We start from the raw sequence: 17,042 nt of genomic DNA on the forward strand, positions 1-17,042 counted from the left end.
TCGCGGAAATGACAGCTGTGCTTGGAGAACCGACCTGCCGCCTCATGCCCCGTCATTGCGAGAAGCTCTTGCGACGAAGCACTCCAGAAATCTCTCCAAGGAGGGATTCTGGAATGCTTCGCTCCCAATGATGCCCGGGAGAAAGCGCACCAAAAATAATAAGCTGCAGCCTCGGTCCCGACTTCAGCGGAACCGAAGCTGCAGTGGTTGTCCGCTACGCGCTTACTGCTTGATCTTCCCGTCCTTGTCGAACTGCGAGACATAGGCCCAGAGATTGTTGATCTCGGTCTCGTTCTTGATGCCGGCGAACGCCATCTTGGTGCCGGGGATCTTGGCCTTGGGGTCCTTGATGTATTCCTTGAAGACGGCTTCGTCCCAGGTGATGCCGGAATTCTTGTTCGCGTCCGAATAATTGTAGTCCGGAGCGGTTCCCGACTTGCGGCCGTTGAGACCGTTGAGCTCGGGGCCGACCTTATTCTTGGCGCCTTCGCCGATCGCGTGGCAGGCCAGGCATTTGTTGAACGACGTCTTGCCGGCCGCGACATCCTGCGCCATCGCGGCGGGTGCGGTGGCAATCGCGGTGAGGATCGTCAGTGCGCCAAAAATCAGTTTTGTCATCGGGTGCTCTTCGTCTCTTCCCTGGTGGGTCTGGGCTGTCAGTCTCTTGCCGGATCGGCATTCGCCCGACCTGCCGGTTTTGGCAGGCCTGCTCGGCTTGGACAAGCCACCAAACCATGACAGGTTTCATCATTTCCGACTTGTCCCAGAGCGAACTGGCGGAAGATGGTCGATTCGACTTTCGGATGGCCTACCCAAACACCTGCGGACGTGATTGATTTGCCGAGACAAATTGATCGTGCGGCGTGAGCCGGAAAAATATGCCATGAAGGATCTGATATGGCCATCATGATGCCTGCGAGCGACCAGGCTGTGCTCGCGCGCCGCGCCGAGATCGTTGCTGCATTGCGCGCGATCGTGCCGGGCGAAGGCGTGATCGATACGCCCGCCGAGATGCGCGCCTATGAGTCCGACGGGCTGACGGCGTATCGGCAGCCGCCGATGGTGGTGGTGCTGCCCGAAACGACCGAGCAGATCTCGCTGATCCTGAAATATTGTGCAGGGCAGAACGTCAAGGTGGTGCCGCGCGGCTCCGGAACCTCGCTGTCCGGCGGCGCGCTGCCGCTGGAGGACGGCGTGCTGCTCGGGCTCGGCAAGTTCAAGCGCATCCGCGAGATCGACTTCGACAACCGCGTCGTCGTCACTGAGCCCGGGGTCACCAATCTCGCCATCAGCCAGGCGGTCGCGCATGCCGGCTTCTACTACGCCCCCGATCCTTCCTCGCAGATCGCCTGCTCGATCGGCGGCAATGTCGCGGAGAATTCCGGCGGCGTGCACTGCCTCAAATACGGCATGACCACCAACAACGTGCTCGGTTGCGAAATCGTGCTGATGAGCGGCGAGATCCTGCGCATCGGCGGCAAGGGGTGCGAGAACGCCGGCTACGATTTGATGGGCGTCATCACCGGCTCCGAAGGCCTGCTCGGCGTCATCACCGAGATCACGGTGCGCATCCTGCAGAAGCCGGAGACGGCGCGCGCGCTGATGGTTGGCTTCGCCGAGGTCGAAGCCGCCGGCGAATGCGTCGCGCGCATCATCGGCGCCGGCATCATCCCCGGCGGCATGGAGATGATGGACAAGCCCGCGATCCACGCCGCTGAAGCTTTCGTCCATGCCGGCTATCCGCTCGATGTCGAGGCGCTGCTGATCATCGAGCTCGATGGCCCAAAGATCGAGGTCGACGAGCTGATCACGCGCGTCGAGGCCATTGCGAATGGCTGCGGCTCGACCACCTGCCAGATCTCGACCTCCGAGGCCGAGCGCAACCTGTTCTGGGCCGGCCGCAAGGCTGCATTTCCCGCGGTCGGGCGCATCTCGCCCGACTATCTCTGCATGGACGGTACCATTCCGCGCGGCGCGCTGCCGAAGGCGCTGGCCCGCATCCGCGAGCTCGGTGAAAAATACCAGCTCGGCTGCGCCAACGTGTTCCACGCCGGCGACGGCAATCTCCATCCTCTCATCCTCTACGATGCCAACAAGCCCGGCGAGATCGAGCGTGCGGAAGCCTTCGGCGCCGACATCCTGCGCGCCTGCGTCGAGTTCGGCGGCGTGCTGACCGGCGAGCACGGCGTCGGCATCGAGAAGCGCGACCTGATGCCGGAGATGTTTTCGGAAATCGACCTCAACCAGCAGCAGCGGCTTAAATGCGCCTTCGATTCGCAGGGCCTGCTCAATCCCGGCAAGGTATTCCCGACCCTGCACCGCTGCGCCGAGCTCGGTCGCATGCATGTCCATGCCGGCAAGCTGGCATTCCCGGATTTGCCACGGTTCTAGCGTCGGTCGCTGCGCGTTCGCCGCAGCGCGCCAAATTTGCTTTCCGCTCTCAACTTGGATACCGGCTCAGTCGTGGATACGCTTAAAGTCAGAGACGCCAAAGACGTCGAAGAAGTCGTGCGCGCGGCGATTGCCAACGAGCAGCCGCTCGAGATCATCGGTCATGGCAGCAAGCGCGGCATCGGCCATGCCATGGCGACCAATGCCGTGCTCGACCTCTCTGCGCTCAATGCCGTCACCGCCTACGAGCCCAACGAGCTGATCGTCACGCTGCAGGCGGGCGCGCCGGTCGCCGACGTGTTGTCGCTGATCGATGCCAAGAACCAGCAATTCGCCTTCGAGCCGATGGATACGGCGCCGCTGCTCGGCACGCCGGCGCTCGGTACGATTGGCGGCATGATCGCAGCCGGGCTCGCCGGTCCGCGCCGCATCAGGGCGGGCGGGGCGCGCGACCATTTGCTCGGCGCGCACGCCGTCTCGGGCTTCGGCGACAGCTTCAAGACCGGCGGCAAGGTGGTGAAGAACGTCACCGGCTACGACCTCTGCAAGCTGCTCGCGGGATCCTGGGGCACGCTGTCGGTCATGACCGAGGTCACGCTGAAGGTAATGCCCAAGCCCGAGGCCGAGCGGACGCTGCTGCTGCGCGGGTTGGATGATGCCGCCGCCAACAAGGCGATGACTGCGGCGCTCGGCTCGCCCTTCGACGTCTCGGGTGCAGCTCACCTGCCGTATCAGGCGGTCCGGGCCGGGACCGACGGACTCGGCGATCTCGCAGGCCAGAGCGAGGCGCTGACCGTGCTGCGGCTCGAAGGCATCACAGCCTCGGCCGCCCATCGCGCCAACTCGCTGCGCGAATTGCTGGCGCCGTTCGGAGCCGCGACCCTCATCGACGACGCAGCCTCTGCCGCGCTGTGGGCGACCATCCGCGACGTGCTGCCGTTCGCGGCCGGCGGCGCGCTCGGCGCCCGGCCGGTCTGGCGGATCGTCTGCCCGCCTGCCTCGGGCGCTGCGCTCGGCACGCGATTGGCGCAGGAGACGGGAGGCGACGTGATCTACGATTGGGGCGGCGGGTTGATCTGGGCGGCTTTGCCGCCGAAGGACGACGCGCATGAACCGGCGGTGCGAATGCGTGCCAATGCCGTCGGCGGCCACGCCACGCTGATCCGGGCGGCCGAGGACGTCAGGCGCAATGTCGATGTCTTCCATCCGCAGGCGTCCGGCGTCGCCGCCTTGAGCGAGCGGGTGCGCGCCAGTTTCGATCCAAAGGCCGTTCTCAACCGGGGCCGCTTGAGCCGAGGCGCTGTGGCATGAAGACCGAATTCTCACTCACCCAGCTCGCCGATCCCGACATCGCGGAAGCCGACAAGATCCTGCGCGCCTGCGTCCATTGCGGCTTCTGCACCGCAACCTGTCCGACCTATGTGCTGCTCGGCGACGAGCTCGATAGCCCGCGCGGCCGCATCTACCTGATCAAGGAGATGCTGGAGAAGGACCAGGCGCCGACCGCGGAGGTCGTCAAGCACGTCGACCGCTGCCTGTCGTGCCTGGCCTGCATGACGACCTGCCCCTCCGGGGTGAACTACATGCATCTCGTCGACCAGGCCCGGGTCAGGATCGAAGAGCGCTATCAGCGGCCGCTGACCGAGCGGCTGCTGCGTCAGGTGCTGGCCTTCGTCCTGCCTGACCCGCAGCGTTTTCGAATCAGCATGGTGCTGGCGCGGCTCGCCCGTCCGCTTGCCGTGTTGCTGCCGACGCCGCGGCCCTCGGCGACACCCGGCCTGATCCAGCGTCTCAAGGCGATGCTGGCGCTGGCGCCCAACCGGCTGCCGCCGCGGGGGGCGCTGCCGGGCAGCGTGTTCGCGGCGCTCGGCAAGAAGCGCGGCCGGGTCGCGCTGCTGCAAGGCTGCGCCCAGCAGGTGCTGGCGCCGCGCATCAACCAGGCCGCCATCAGCCTCCTCACCCGCCACGGCATCGAGGTCGTCCTGGTCAGGGACGAGCAGTGCTGCGGCGCGCTGACCCATCACCTCGGCAACGATCAGGATGCGTTGGCGCGGGCGCGCGCCAACATCACGGCCTGGCAAAGGGAAGCGGCCGGCGAGGGGCTCGACGCGATCCTGGTGACAACCTCGGGCTGCGGCACCGTGATCAAGGACTACGGCTATCTGCTGCGCGAGGACAAGGCGTTTGCCGCCGACGCGGCGAAGGTGTCCGCGCTCGCCAAGGACATCACCGAATACATCGCCGGCCTCGGCCTCGAGCCGACTGCGCGACAGGACAACATCGTCGTCGCCTATCACTCAGCGTGTTCGTTGCAGCACGGGCAGAAAATCACGACGCTTCCGAAAGAATTGCTTTCCAAGAATGGATTCGTGGTGAAAGATGTGCCGGAGAGCCATTTGTGTTGCGGTTCGGCGGGGACCTACAACATTCTCCAGCCCGAGCTTGCGGGCCGGTTGCGCGATCGCAAGGTCGCCAACATCGCGAGCGTCAAGCCGGACATGATTGCCGCGGGCAATATCGGCTGCATGGTGCAGATTGCCAGTGGCACGTCAGTTCCGGTCGTACACACGATTGAGCTTCTCGATTGGGCTACGGGCGGGTCGCGACCGGCATTGAACGCGCAAGTTTGAGCTTTCAAGCCCGAGCTTTCGTCCGGAGGCGGCACTGGAACGACGCCCGATCGACCATTGTTCGTCGGCAACAGGAGGACCACGATGGCGAAAGCGAAGAAGAAAAAAAGCAAGAAGGCCAAAAAGGCGAAGAAGGCTGTAGCGGCGAAGAAATCCGCGAAGAAGGCAGCCAAGAAGTCCGCGAAGAAATCTCCGAAGAAATCTGCCAAGAAGTCTGCCAAGAAAGCTTCGAAGAAGGCCGCGCCGAAGAAGGCAGCCAAGAAGGCCGTGAAGACGTCGGCCAAGAAGGCGGCCAAGCCGGCCGCACCGAAGAAGGCCGCGAAGAAAGCGGCACCGAAGAAGGCGAAGGCAGCTCCCGCGCCGAAGCCGTCAGCGCCGGCGGCCACTCCGGCTCCCGAGCCGGCTGCCGAGACGAGCTGGGCGATGCCTTCGTCTTCTGCGGAAGCCGCACCCGCCGAGGGGCAAAGCTAGGTCCCATCCAGCGAGCGCGATCGCCAACAGGAAAGGCCGCTGCGGTGACGCTGCGGCCTTTCTGCATCGCCGCAGGGACCTCCGGACGCCGTCGCTCCCCCCGCAAGTCTGATTCGTAGCTTGGCTGCCACGCGATCCGGCTTCCCCGTACTTGCCCGGTCTCTTTGCGCACTTTGGAATGCAAATAATGTGGTCGAGAAGACACACAGCCCGACAACCTTTCGTGGAATCGTCAAAACGCCTAAAAAGTCGGCAGATGCCCGTGATTTTTGCTTCACGGTTACCGTCCCTCAATCCAGATTGTCGCGGTAACGCAATTTTGCAGACAGGTCGTTTGCCCCGGGGGGCTTCCGGGATCCGACTGGGTAAGAACTGGCGATGGGGATCGAAATGAAAAAAGTGGCTTTGTTGGCAACGGCGCTGGCAATGGTGACGACGGGTTCGGCTTTCGCGGCAGACATGCGCGTGAAGGCCTTGAAGGCCCCGCCGCCGCCGGCCTTCGATCCCTGGGATATCGCGTTCGGCGGCGCGATCATGAGCGACTACATCTTCCGCGGTATCACCCAGTCGAACCACAAGCCGTCGGTCTCGGCCTATTTCGAGCCGCGCTACAACGTCACCAAGGACCTCCAGCTCTATGTCGGCGTGGCCGGTGAGAGCATCTCCTTCCCGAACCGCGCCGCGGCCGAGATCGACATCTACGGCGGTATCCGACCGACCTTCGGCGCGTTCGCTTTCGACATCGGCGTCTGGGGTTACCTGTATCCGGGTGGAAGCTGCTACTTCGGCGGCACCGGCATCGACAACGCCGGCGTCTTCCAGGGCGCCGAGTGCGCCGAGAAGGCCCTGCTCAACACCAACGTGATCAAGAAGGACCTGAGCTTCTTCGAAGTCTACGGCAAGTTCACCTACACCGTGAACGACAACTGGTCGTTCGGCATCAATGAATACTATACCCCGAGCTATCTGAACTCGGGCGCCTGGGGCAACTACACCTCCATCGTCGGCAAGTACATCGCGCCCAGCACGGTGTTCGGCTCGAGCGGCGTCGGCATGTACGTGTCGGGCGAGTTCGGTCGTCAGTGGCTCGGCACCTCCGACAGCTTCTACGGCGTGCCGGCTTTCCCGAATGGCATCAAATACGCCGACTACAACACCTGGAATATCGGCGTCGGCTTCACCTACAAGGTGATGACGCTGGATCTGCGCTACTCCGACACCGACCTGTCGAAGGGTGACTGTAACGCCTTCACCAGCGATTTCTCGGCGCGCGGCAACCTCACCGCATCGACCGGCACCTTCACGACCCCCATCAACCCGTCGGGCGTCGGCTCCAACTGGTGCGGCGCGGCTGGCATCGCCAAGCTGTCGTTCGACCTGACCGCGATGACCAACCTGAAGTAAGTTCTTTCCGAGACCAGCGACGAGGGCGGCAGAGCAATCTGCCGCCCTTTTGCTTTGGTCCGGTGCTCAGCCCGCCCTGGTCGGCTCCGCCCGGGCCGGCTCGCCTGATTTGCCGAGAGTGTGGATTTCGCCGTCCTGCACCAGGGCCACCTTGCGGGTATGGAAGGCGTCCAGCGTCGAGCGGTGGCCGATCGAGACGATGGTGGCCTGGGGCATCTTCTCCGTCAGCAGCCGGTAGAGCCGGTCCTCGGACGGCTCGTCCAGCGAGGCCGTCGCCTCGTCGAGGAAGAGATAGTCCGGCACGTGTAGCAGCGCACGGGCAAGCCCGAGGCGTTGCTGCTCGCCAAGCGACAATGTCCGGTTCCAGTGGCCGTGCTCGTCGAGCCGGTCCGCCAGCCGCGGCATGCCGACTGCCATCAGCGCGTCGCGGACCTTTTCGGGCGGGATGGAGCCGTGCTCGGCCGGGTAGATGACGGCGTCGCCAAGCGGGCCGATCGGGAAATACGGCCGCTGCGGCAGCATCATCAGCTTCGCCGTCTCAGGAATCGCGATCGTGCCGGTGCCGAACGGCCAGACCCCGGCAATGGCCCGGAACAGGGTCGACTTGCCCGAGCCCGACGGGCCGGTCACCAGCACCCGTTCGGACGGCTGGATCGTGAAGGCATCGGCGGTGACCAGGGGCGTGCCGTTCGGGAGCTTGACCAGCAATTGCTCGAGCGTGATGGACTTGCCGTTCGATGCTGCGACGTCGATGGTCGGCTCGCTCGCCAAGCCGTCGGCGGCGGAGCTGACCGACATCTCGAAGCCATCGAGGCGGGCGATCACCGCGCGCCACTCCGCGAGCGAGCGATAGGCGGTGACGAAGAAGGACAGCGCGTCCTGCACGCTGCCGAACGCCGAGCCGGTCTGCATCATGTCGCCGAGCTGGATACGCTTGGCGAAGTAGGCCGGCGCCACCACAACATAGGGAAAGATCGTCGCGGCCTGGCCGTAGCTTGCCGTGAACGCGGTCAGGCGCTTGGTCCGGCTCATGATCGCGTACCAATTGCCGATGACGAAGCCGAAGCGGTGCAGCAGTCGCCCCCGCTCCGCGTGCTCACCTTTCAACAGGGCGATCTGCTCGGAATTTTCGCGCACGCGGATCAGGTTGAAGCGGAAGTCGGCCTCAAAGCGCTGCTGCTCGAAATTCAGATTGATCAGCGGGGCGCCGATCCAGTGCGTCAGCGCCGTACCGACGATCGCGTAGGCCAGTGCGCACCAGACCAGAAAACCGGGGACGAGGATATCGGTGCCGTAGATGTACAGGGGCGCCTTGTAGGACAGACCCCAGAGGATGACGACGAACGAGGCCAGCGTCACGACCGACGACAACAGCCCGAGGCCGATGGTCAGCGTCTGTTCGACGAAATTCTTGACGTCCTCGGTGATGCGCTGGTCCGGATTGTCCGCGGCGTCGCCCTTGAGCTGCATGCGGTAATGCGTGGCGCCGTCGAGCCATTCGCCGAGATAGTGCTGCGTCAGCCATTGCCGCCAGCGGATCTGCAGCCACTGGTTCAAGTAGAGCTTGTAGACGGCCAGGGCGACGAAGGTGAAGGCGAGGCCGAGGAAGATCCAGACCTCCTTGACGAATTCGGGCAGATCGTAGGCCTGCAGGGCGCTGTAGAACCGGTTTTGCCACTGATTGAGGAGCACGTTGATCGCGACCAGCACCAGCTCCATCGCGACGACGACAGCGAGCAGGCCGCGCCCGACCCATTTGTCCTCCGACCGGAAATAGGGGATCGCGATTCGCCAGACGATCGCGAGCGTGGCGCTGATGTTCTTCACAGAGCTCTGTCTCCTGAGGGGATGTGCACAATTTCCCGAGCCAAGGGTTTGCGGCAAGGGTTTGTGGCAATGGCGGAAATCGGCGCGCCTATACTAAAGTCGCAAGTACTGCAATTTGCGTTGTCTTGTCGCACCCCGCAACCCTAGCATGGGGTTTGACGGCGCGGGGTGGGGTGCTTCGGGATTTCGCGAGCTTGTGAGCGGGACGGGAACCGCCGCATTCGCGAGGAATTCGCGTCCAGCTCGGGGGTTATCGTTCCAGCGTCAAGCAGCTCGGCTCTCCACGCGGGCCGTCTGCCACAAACATGCGTGGGGGAGGAAGACCATGTGGAATCAAGTCTATGACCCGCTGCACAGCCCGGTGCTGTCGACGATTGCGGCAGCGGTGCCCGTCGTCACGCTGCTGGTCCTGATCGCCAGCGGCCGCGTCCAGGCGCATATCGCGGCGATCATCGCCGTGATCGTGGCCAATCTGATCACGATCTTCGTCTTCACCATGCCGGCGAACATGTCGATCCGCGCCTCGGTGCTGGGTATCGTGACCGGCTTCTTCCCGATCGGCTGGATCGTGCTCAACGTCATCTTCCTCTACCAGGTCACGGTGAGCACGGGACGCTTCGAATTGCTCAAGCGCGCCATCGGCGGCGTCACCGAGGATCGGCGACTGCAATTGCTGCTGATCGCGTTCTCGTTCGGCGCGTTCTTCGAGGGCGCCTCCGGCTTCGGCACGCCGGTCGCCATCACCGGTGCCGTGCTGATCGGCCTCGGCTTCTCGCCGCTTGCGGCGTCCGGCCTGTCGCTGATCGCCAACACTGCGCCGGTCGCCTATGGCGCGCTGGGCACGCCGATCCAGGGTCTTGCCTCGGTCACCGGGTTCGATCCCTACATCCTCGGCGCGATGGTTGGACGGCAGCTGCCGTTCTTCTCGCTGATCGTGCCGTTCTGGGTGATATGGGCTTTTGCCGGATGGAAAGGCATGAAGGATGTCTGGCCGGCGATCCTGGTCACCGGCGTGTCGTTCGCGATCCCGCAATTCGTGATCTCGAACTACATCAATCCCTGGATCGTCGACATCGGCGCGTCGCTGATCTCGATGGGGGCTCTCATCCTGTTCCTGAAGGTCTGGCAGCCGAAGCAGCTCTGGCTGTCGCCGGCGTTGCGCGGCAATGATGAATCGGCCTCCACCATGGCCGCGGCCAAACCGCTCGACAAGACGCCGCTCACGCAGAGCGAGCTGTTCAACGCGCTGCTGCCTTGGATCATCGTCTGTATCGTGATGCTGATCTGGGGCAATGGCGGCTTCAAGTCCTGGGCGAATTCGATCTTCGTCTGGAACTATCCCGTTCCCGAGCTGCATCAGATGATCAACAAGATGCCGCCGGTGGCGGCCAAGCCGACGCCGGAGGGAGCGGTATTCGGATTCACCTATCTGTCGTTCACCGGCACCGGCATGCTGATCGCGGCGATCATCTCGGGCTTCCTGATGGGCGTCGGTCCCGGCAAGCTCCTGACCGAATACGGCCGCACCATCCGCCTCTGCGCGATCTCGCTGATCACGATCTCGGCGATGCTCGCCATCGGTACGCTGACGCGGCTCTCCGGTGTCGATGCGACGCTCGGTCTCGCTTTCGCTGCGACCGGCGTGCTCTATCCCTTCTTCGGCACGCTGCTCGGCTGGCTTGGCGTGGCGCTGACGGGGTCGGATACGTCGTCGAACATCCTGTTCGGCAATTTGCAGAAGATCACCTCTGAGCAACTCGGCATATCGCCGATCCTGATGGCCGCCGCGAACTCCTCCGGCGGCGTGATGGGCAAGATGATCGACGCACAGTCGATCGTGGTCGCCTCCACGGCCACCAACTGGTACGGCCATGAGGGCACGATCCTGCGCTTCGTGTTCTGGCACTCGATCGTGCTGGCCTGTCTCGTCGGTGTGCTCGTGACGTTGCAGGCCTATGTCTATCCGTTCACGGCGATGGTCCTGAAGTAACAGGCCACGTCCGGCTTCGATGCAGATCCCCGCGGAGGTCTCCGCGGGGATTTTTGCATGCGAGCGAACCTTCTCAATGAGCCCGCAGTCTTATAGAAGGTGCCGCAGATCAGGTCGGTCGAGAGGTTTCATGGTTTCGCTCAAGCCATTGGTATGTGCTGCGGTTGCAATGCTCGCGATGTCCGCTGTCGCGCGTGCCGAGGACGGTTTTCCGTTCGGCACCGAAATGACCCTGGAAGCGCTGCCGCAGGCAGGCTCGAAGCGAATTCCAAACATCGAGATCGGTGACCATGGCGAGGTCGTGCTGGAGCTCTGGTGCAAGGGCGGCAAGGGCCAGTTCTCGGTCGCCGGCAACACTGTGATCTTCGTTCCCGGCCAGATCCAGGACCGCAACTGTCCGCCGGCAAGAGCGCAGGCCGACGACGAACTCGTCGCAGCACTCAGCAGCGTCGAGACCTGGAAGCGGCAGGGCGACGTGCTGACGCTGATCGGCCCCAAGCCGCTGCGCTTCAGGACAACGGGGAATTAGCGCTGCTCTCGTGTCCCGGACGCGCTGCAGCGTGTAACGCTGCTGCGCAGGCCGGACACAGTCATCTGTTCTCGATGTCGATACCGGCTTCCGGGCCCCGGCTCTGCAGCGCATCACCGAGGTGCTGTGCTGCGTCCCGGGCACAACAGTTCACGTCACTTCACTTCCACACCGATTTGTCGGCGTCCCAGCGCTGAGCCTTGAACTCCTTGACCAGGGCCTCGATCGAACCGTTGTCGTCGGGCTGATCGCCTTCCTCGTCGACCGAGGCGTCGTCGGAGAGATTGAGCTTGGCGCCGCTGCTCTCATCAGCGGTCGTCGTCGCGGGGCTGCCGATCCAGAGCATGAGCTTGTCGGTCGTGCCCGGTTTGTCGGGCGAGACGAGCCCTGCGACCTCGATCGTGTCGGTGAGATCCAGTGCGGGGAAATCCGGGTTCGGGCGCTTGAACACCAGCTTGAGCTTGCCCGTGGCGGGGTTGAAGCTTTGTGAGGCCGGCTTTGCCGCGAGCGTCCGGCTCAAGACGTTCGCAACGGCGGCCGCCAGCTTGTCCTTGCTGATCTTGTCGCCCTCGCGCCAGTCGGCCGCGGCGAAGCGGATGGTGCGGTCCATCTCGGTCATGCCCGCGGTCCAGCCCGCGGCAGTGACGCCCGGCATGGCCTTGAACTTCGCCAGCAGCGCGCCGGCGCGCTCGGGATCAACCGACATGTTGATCGTTTGCTCGCCCGCACGCAGCGCATCGCAGCCGACGGTGAGGCTCGCCAGCGTCACCTCGACCGCCTGGCCCTTCAGGCTCTTCAGGAAGTCGGTCGCGGCGTCCAGCTTGACCTTGACCGCGATCGCTTCCGGCGAGACGTCGGTGAAATCCTTCGGCTGCGGCGTGATGCCGTCGTCGGAGGTCTGGTTGTCCTGAAATTCCTTCTCGCTGAGATCGGCGTTGTCGGGTGAGGTCACCTCGGTCACCACCTGGCCGATGCTGATCTGGCCGCGGAACTCGAACGTATCGCCGCTCTGCTTGCGCAGCAGCTTGACGCTGACGGGCGACTTTTCGCCGACGCTCTGCGTGGTGCCGGTCAGGGTCTGGCCCGCGACCTGGAGGTTGACGACGAAGCGGTCCTTTCGGTCCGAATTCTTTGCGACGGGATAGCAGACGTCGAGCACGGCCGCCGTCACCGTCTTGCCCTGGCGCGTCTCCTTCAGGATCACGTCGGCATTGCCGTCCATCAGGCCGTCGATCGAGGTGAAATAGCGTGTCTCCGGACCACCGGGCGTCGTCGCCTTGGGCGACAGCTTCATCTGGGCGGAGGCGGGATGCGGAGAAGCGGCAAGCAGAGCTGCCAGAAGGACTGTCGAACAAGCCAGAAACGCACGCATCGCTGAAAATCCTCGCGCAACGGGCATGATCCGGAAAAGTGTGAAGCTGTTTCCTGGAGGATCATGCCCAAACAATTCGAATCGGCGCGTTACCGTAGTGGGTTTCGGCCGGCGGTTGAATCGGAAAGCGGAGGGGCAGGGTCGGCAAAAAAGAAGGCCGCCCGGAGGCGGCCTTCGCAATCCTGTAATGGAACGGAGGCTTAGAAGCCGCCCATGCCGCCGCCGGCCGGCATTGCGGGCGCAGCTTCCTTCGGCAGCTCGGCGACCATGGCCTCGGTGGTGACCAGCAGCCCGGCCACGGAAGAGGCGTCCTGAAGCGCGGTGCGGACCACCTTTGCCGGGTCGATGATGCCCTTCTCGACCATGTCGACATAGTCCTCGTTCTGGGCGTCGAAGCCGAAGGTCTCGGACTTGTTCTCCAGAATCTTGCCGACGACGATCGAGCCTTCCACGCCCGCGTTCTCGGCGATCTGACGGATCGGGGCTTCCAGCGCCTTCAGCACGATGTTGATACCGGCCTGGACGTCCGCATTGGCGTTGGTGAGACGGCCTACCGCCTTCTTGGCACGGAGCAGCGCGACGCCGCCGCCGGGGACGATGCCTTCCTGCACCGCGGCGCGGGTGGCGTTGAGCGCGTCCTCGACGCGGTCCTTCTTCTCCTTGACCTCGATCTCGGTGGCGCCGCCGACGCGGATCACCGCGACGCCGCCGGCAAGCTTGGCGAGGCGCTCCTGAAGCTTCTCACGGTCGTAATCCGAGGTGGTTTCCTCGATCTGGGCCTTGATCTGGCCGACGCGGGCCTCGATGTCCGGCTTCTTGCCGGCGCCCTTGACGATCGTGGTGTTCTCCTTGTCGATCACCACCTTGCCGGCGCGGCCCAGCATCTTCACCGTGACGTTCTCGAGCTTCATGCCGAGGTCCTCGGAGATCAGCTGGCCGCCGGTGAGGATCGCGAGGTCTTCGAGCATGGCCTTGCGGCGATCGCCGAAGCCCGGCGCCTTCACCGCGGCCACCTTCAGGCCGCCACGGAGGCGGTTGACGACCAGGGTGGCCAGCGCCTCGCCCTCGACGTCCTCGGCGATGATGACGAGCGGCTTGCCCGACTGCACCACGGCTTCCAGCACCGGCAGCATGGCCTGCAGGCCGGAGAGCTTCTTCTCGTGCAGCAGGATGTAGGCGTCCTCGAGCTCGGCGGTCATCTTCTCGGGGTTGGTGACGAAATAGGGCGAGAGATAGCCGCGGTCGAACTTCATGCCTTCGACGATGTCGACCTCGGTGTCGAGCGACTTGTTCTCCTCGACGGTGATGACGCCTTCGTTGCCGACCTTCTGCATCGCCTGGGCGATCATCTTGCCGATGGCGGCATCGCCGTTGGCGGAGATGGTTCCGACCTGAGCGACCTCGGAAGAGGCGGCGACGGGCTTGGCGCGCTTCTCGATATCCTTGATGACGGCCGCGACCGCGCTGTCGATGCCGCGCTTGAGGTCCATCGGGTTCATGCCGGCGGCGACCGCCTTGGCGCCTTCGCGCACGATGGCCTGGGCCAGCACGGTCGCGGTGGTGGTGCCGTCACCGGCGAGGTCGTTGGTCTTGGAGGCGACCTCGCGCAGCATCTGGGCGCCCATGTTCTCGAACTTGTCCTCGAGCTCGATCTCCTTGGCGACGGTGACGCCGTCCTTGGTGATGCGGGGCGCGCCGAACGACTTCTCGATGACGACGTTGCGGCCCTTCGGGCCGAGCGTCACCTTGACGGCGTTGGCGAGAATGTCGACGCCGCGCAGCATGCGATCGCGCGCGTCTCCGGAAAACTTGACGTCTTTGGCAGCCATTTCTGCAATTCCTCGTGTTTGGTGATGCGTCTTGTTTCGTGCTGAAGCGCGCTCTCTGCGTCATTGCCGGGCTTGGCCCGCCTGAACGACCGAAGCCGCTTCGGCGTGGCGTAGGCCCGGCAATCCATCACCTGGCGAAGATTGATGGATGCCAGGGTCATCTGGCGCGAAGACGCGCTTCGCGCTTCTGGCCGGGCATGACAGCGGCGCATTCAGCGGCTGTTCAGGCGGGTGGCCTTAGGCCAGTACGCCCATGATGTCCGACTCCTTCATGATCAGGAGCTCTTCGTTGTCGATCTTGACCTCGGTGCCCGACCATTTGCCGAACAGCACGCGGTCGCCGACCTTGAGGTCGATCGGGGTCAGCTTGCCGGTCTCGTCACGACCGCCCGGGCCGACGGCGACGATTTCGCCCTGGGACGGCTTTTCCTTGGCGCTGTCCGGAATGATGATGCCGCCCTTGGTCTTTTCCTCGGCGTCGATACGTTTGACCACGACACGGTCATGCAGCGGACGAAATTTGGATTTAGCCATGACGTTTCCCTTTGGAGGCTCGCTTCGGAAGTAGTGGAAGTGGGTGGGGCGGCGCTTCCGCCCAGCCCCTACCCCAGGGATCGAACGGCGCGCTTAGCAATCGGGCTTTCCGAGTGCTAATAGTGCGCCCGGAAATATGGCTTGGCCGCGATCCTGTCAAGCAAAGGTGGTTAAGCGATTGGTGAGGCGGATATAGGATGGTGGTATTGGAAACTTGTTCGGGGCACAGGCGTATCAAAGGACGTCATTGCTCCGGCAGCGTTTTTACGCTTGGCTGCGGGAGGGGTGCGGCCATGGTCTTGTCCGGGGGAATGCCATGTTAAGTTCAGCTCACGCGCGCACGGCCGCCAATCTGGCCGCCGCCTCTTGTCTGGCGCTGCTGCTGGGCGCCTGCGGCGGCGGCATGAGCCTGCCGTCCTTCTCGTCGTCCTCGCCGCCGCCCGACGCCGAGCCCGGCGCCGGCCCGGAAATGCCTGCGACCATTCGCGCCGACGAGATCGTCGGCCGCTGGGGTCTCGCCTCGTTCCAGAACCCGGCCGACCGCGCCCGCACCGAGGCTGCCGCCCGCGCCCAGTGCAAAAATCCCTACGTGATCACCGCCGGCTCCTCCGGCGGCGTGATCATGCATCTGGCCGACCAGGCAACCCCGCAGGAACTGCGGCTGAAGGGCTCGCCGAGCGGCAAGAACTACATCGGACCGGCGGGCCCGACGCCCGGCGATCAGGATCGCGAGATCGTCTCCTTCGACGGCCGCGTCCTGATCACCCGATTCATCGACAAGGACGCCGCCACCCGCTACGGCAACATGGTCTACGTCCGCTGCGCGCCGCGGGCGTAGTCACGGCTCGTTGTCATGCCCCGCCTGGTAAGCAATCGCGTGCGGGGGGCGGGGCCTCCACTGCGCCGCCGCCCATCTCTACCGGTTTTGGAATAATGGATCGCCCGGTCAAAACCGGGCGATGACGGCGGAGGGGATGACCCAAAACAAAAACGCCGGCTTTCGCCGGCGTTTTGTTTTTCGTTCTGTCGCGTCCGCTCAGTCGAACAGCGCGTCGATGTCGTCCTGCGAGGCGTGGCCGACGTCGCCGGCGAGCTTGGGGCCGTTGAGAAGCTTGTCGTCCTCGCTGCGAGTGTCGACCTGCGGAACGACGTGGGCCTTGATCGCGTCGACGCCGCCCCAGATGTCCATCATCGAGTTGATGTGCTGCTCGATGAACTTCATCGTGGTCATGACCTTGCTGATGCGCTGGCCGGTCAGGTCCTGGAAGTTGCAGGCCTCGAAGATCGAGATAACGCGTTCCTGGATGTCGTCGGAGAGCTGCTTCTGCTGGTCGACCGAGTCCACCTTGGACATGGCGCTGGCGGCCTGGTCGATCGATTCCGCGGCTTCGAGGATCTGTTGGGTCGCCTGCTCGGTGCCGCCGACCACTGCGCCGAGCTCTCCATTGACCTTGGCCATTTCGCCGCCGTCAAAGCTCTTGCCGTGCAGCGTCGCGATCTCGCGCTTGGTGCGATCGATGGCGTCATGGATCAGGTCGAGTTCGACCTTCAGCTTTTCGCACTGCTCGATCTGGGCCCGATAGGTTTCGAGCATGGTACGAGCCTCAGCGAGCTCATGGGCGGTTGAGGCGTCGATCGCCGCCATGGCCGCGCTGCCGGACAGCGGCGCAGGCATGCTGCCTTTCGCCATCTGTGCACGGATCGCGCGCAGCTCCGCCATGATCTCGGTATGCATCGGGATTGCCTCTTCATTGACGTCAAAATTCGGCATCTCGCCGCCGCCAGCGATATCCTCGACGCGAAAACGTTTGCGGTGAACAGCCATCAGGATACTCCCCCCACCTCACTCACGCGTCTTTTTAGGCAGAAGCGATTTAACACGAAGTTCACGGCCGGAACTGTTGTTGCGGTTGCGCGCGACGGCGTGCAAAGGAGCGATTAACCATGGCCGTGCAGCGTTCATCGAAAATAAACGCTGATCGCCAAATTGGCGCGTTGCTCGCGACGTGGTGAATCAAAACGCGGCTTCCGTTTACCAAACGAAACGCCTTTTGCTTTTTATTGA

At 63.9% G+C, this 17,042-nt stretch carries 14 protein-coding genes; 8 read left to right on the forward strand and 6 right to left on the reverse strand.

Annotated elements, in window-relative coordinates; genetic code table 11:
* Positions 1–222: 222 nt before the first annotated feature.
* Positions 223–618 (reverse strand): cytochrome c-550 CycA, encoded by a 396-nt coding sequence (cycA, locus tag JQ580_RS14195; RefSeq protein WP_212280647.1) that lies wholly within the window; start codon positions 616–618, stop codon positions 223–225.
* Positions 619–897: 279 nt separating this feature from the next.
* On the opposite strand from cycA, the gene JQ580_RS14200 reads away from it, so the two are divergent.
* The 5 genes from JQ580_RS14200 (at position 898) to JQ580_RS14220 (ending at position 6,896) form a co-directional block, all read left to right on the forward strand.
* Positions 898–2,391 carry an FAD-linked oxidase C-terminal domain-containing protein gene (locus JQ580_RS14200; protein WP_212280648.1) on the forward strand — a complete coding sequence of 498 codons (1,494 nt, stop codon included), beginning with the start codon at positions 898–900 and terminating at the stop codon, positions 2,389–2,391.
* Positions 2,392–2,463: 72 nt separating this feature from the next.
* On the forward strand, positions 2,464–3,702 hold the full coding sequence (locus JQ580_RS14205) for an FAD-binding protein (RefSeq protein ID WP_212280650.1): 1,239 nt from the start codon (positions 2,464–2,466) through the stop codon (positions 3,700–3,702).
* Entirely contained in the window at positions 3,699–5,021 is a 1,323-nt protein-coding gene (glcF, locus tag JQ580_RS14210; protein ID WP_212280651.1) for a glycolate oxidase subunit GlcF, read from the forward strand. Before JQ580_RS14205 ends, glcF begins: the two co-directional genes overlap by 4 nt.
* An 84-nt stretch (positions 5,022–5,105) precedes the next feature.
* Positions 5,106–5,492: a histone gene (locus JQ580_RS14215; RefSeq protein WP_249134154.1), complete on the forward strand. Its 387-nt coding sequence runs from the start codon at positions 5,106–5,108 to the stop codon at positions 5,490–5,492.
* Positions 5,493–5,882: 390 nt separating this feature from the next.
* Positions 5,883–6,896 carry a TorF family putative porin gene (locus JQ580_RS14220; RefSeq protein WP_212280659.1) on the forward strand — a complete coding sequence of 338 codons (1,014 nt, stop codon included), beginning with the start codon at positions 5,883–5,885 and terminating at the stop codon, positions 6,894–6,896.
* Between the two features lie 66 nt (positions 6,897–6,962).
* On the opposite strand, the gene JQ580_RS14225 is transcribed toward JQ580_RS14220, so the two are convergent.
* Positions 6,963–8,723, reverse strand: coding sequence for an ABC transporter ATP-binding protein/permease (locus tag JQ580_RS14225; protein ID WP_212280660.1), 1,761 nt, complete (start codon positions 8,721–8,723; stop codon positions 6,963–6,965).
* Positions 8,724–9,048: 325 nt separating this feature from the next.
* Between JQ580_RS14225 and JQ580_RS14230 the strand changes: the two genes are divergently transcribed.
* Positions 9,049–10,713, forward strand: coding sequence for an L-lactate permease (locus tag JQ580_RS14230; protein ID WP_212280661.1), 1,665 nt, complete (start codon positions 9,049–9,051; stop codon positions 10,711–10,713).
* Between the two features lie 130 nt (positions 10,714–10,843).
* Entirely contained in the window at positions 10,844–11,242 is a 399-nt protein-coding gene (locus JQ580_RS14235; RefSeq protein ID WP_212280663.1) for an META domain-containing protein, read from the forward strand.
* A gap of 160 nt (positions 11,243–11,402) precedes the next feature.
* Here the strand turns inward: JQ580_RS14235 and JQ580_RS14240 are convergent, their stop codons facing one another.
* The 3 genes from JQ580_RS14240 to JQ580_RS14250 all read right to left on the reverse strand — a co-directional run bounded on the left by JQ580_RS14240 (position 11,403) and on the right by JQ580_RS14250 (position 14,977).
* Positions 11,403–12,614: a hypothetical protein gene (locus JQ580_RS14240; protein ID WP_212280664.1), complete on the reverse strand. Its 1,212-nt coding sequence runs from the start codon at positions 12,612–12,614 to the stop codon at positions 11,403–11,405.
* 200 nt (positions 12,615–12,814) lie between these two features.
* Entirely contained in the window at positions 12,815–14,443 is a 1,629-nt protein-coding gene (groL, locus tag JQ580_RS14245; RefSeq protein ID WP_212280665.1) for a chaperonin GroEL, read from the reverse strand.
* A 237-nt stretch (positions 14,444–14,680) separates the two neighbouring features.
* Positions 14,681–14,977, reverse strand: a complete 297-nt coding sequence (locus JQ580_RS14250; protein WP_094973116.1) for a co-chaperone GroES — start codon at positions 14,975–14,977, stop codon at positions 14,681–14,683.
* 316 nt (positions 14,978–15,293) lie between these two features.
* Between JQ580_RS14250 and JQ580_RS14255 the strand changes: the two genes are divergently transcribed.
* The gene (locus JQ580_RS14255; protein ID WP_212280667.1) at positions 15,294–15,815 is read left to right on the forward strand and encodes a hypothetical protein; all 522 of its coding nucleotides are present in this window, start codon (positions 15,294–15,296) and stop codon (positions 15,813–15,815) included.
* 198 nt (positions 15,816–16,013) lie between these two features.
* Here the strand turns inward: JQ580_RS14255 and JQ580_RS14260 are convergent, their stop codons facing one another.
* On the reverse strand, positions 16,014–16,802 hold the full coding sequence (locus JQ580_RS14260) for a protein phosphatase CheZ (protein WP_212280669.1): 789 nt from the start codon (positions 16,800–16,802) through the stop codon (positions 16,014–16,016).
* Positions 16,803–17,042 lie beyond the last annotated feature (240 nt).

Origin of the sequence: Bradyrhizobium sp. SZCCT0148, assembly GCF_018129985.1 — a bacterium.
GTDB lineage: Bacteria > Pseudomonadota > Alphaproteobacteria > Rhizobiales > Xanthobacteraceae > Bradyrhizobium > Bradyrhizobium japonicum_H.

Bases quoted from the DNA above. Each gene is read 5' to 3' on its own strand.
- JQ580_RS14230 (WP_212280661.1), top strand. From the start codon at position 9,049: ATGTGGAATCAAGTCTATGACCCGCTGCACAGCCCGGTGCTGTCGACG.
- JQ580_RS14240 (WP_212280664.1), bottom strand. From the start codon at position 12,614: ATGCGTGCGTTTCTGGCTTGTTCGACAGTCCTTCTGGCAGCTCTGCTT.
- JQ580_RS14250 (WP_094973116.1), bottom strand. From the start codon at position 14,977: ATGGCTAAATCCAAATTTCGTCCGCTGCATGACCGTGTCGTGGTCAAA.
- groL (WP_212280665.1), bottom strand. From the start codon at position 14,443: ATGGCTGCCAAAGACGTCAAGTTTTCCGGAGACGCGCGCGATCGCATG.
- JQ580_RS14200 (WP_212280648.1), top strand. From the start codon at position 898: ATGGCCATCATGATGCCTGCGAGCGACCAGGCTGTGCTCGCGCGCCGC.
- JQ580_RS14215 (WP_249134154.1), top strand. From the start codon at position 5,106: ATGGCGAAAGCGAAGAAGAAAAAAAGCAAGAAGGCCAAAAAGGCGAAG.
- cycA (WP_212280647.1), bottom strand. From the start codon at position 618: ATGACAAAACTGATTTTTGGCGCACTGACGATCCTCACCGCGATTGCC.
- JQ580_RS14235 (WP_212280663.1), top strand. From the start codon at position 10,844: ATGGTTTCGCTCAAGCCATTGGTATGTGCTGCGGTTGCAATGCTCGCG.
- JQ580_RS14260 (WP_212280669.1), bottom strand. From the start codon at position 16,802: ATGGCTGTTCACCGCAAACGTTTTCGCGTCGAGGATATCGCTGGCGGC.
- JQ580_RS14220 (WP_212280659.1), top strand. From the start codon at position 5,883: ATGAAAAAAGTGGCTTTGTTGGCAACGGCGCTGGCAATGGTGACGACG.
- glcF (WP_212280651.1), top strand. From the start codon at position 3,699: ATGAAGACCGAATTCTCACTCACCCAGCTCGCCGATCCCGACATCGCG.
- JQ580_RS14255 (WP_212280667.1), top strand. From the start codon at position 15,294: ATGTTAAGTTCAGCTCACGCGCGCACGGCCGCCAATCTGGCCGCCGCC.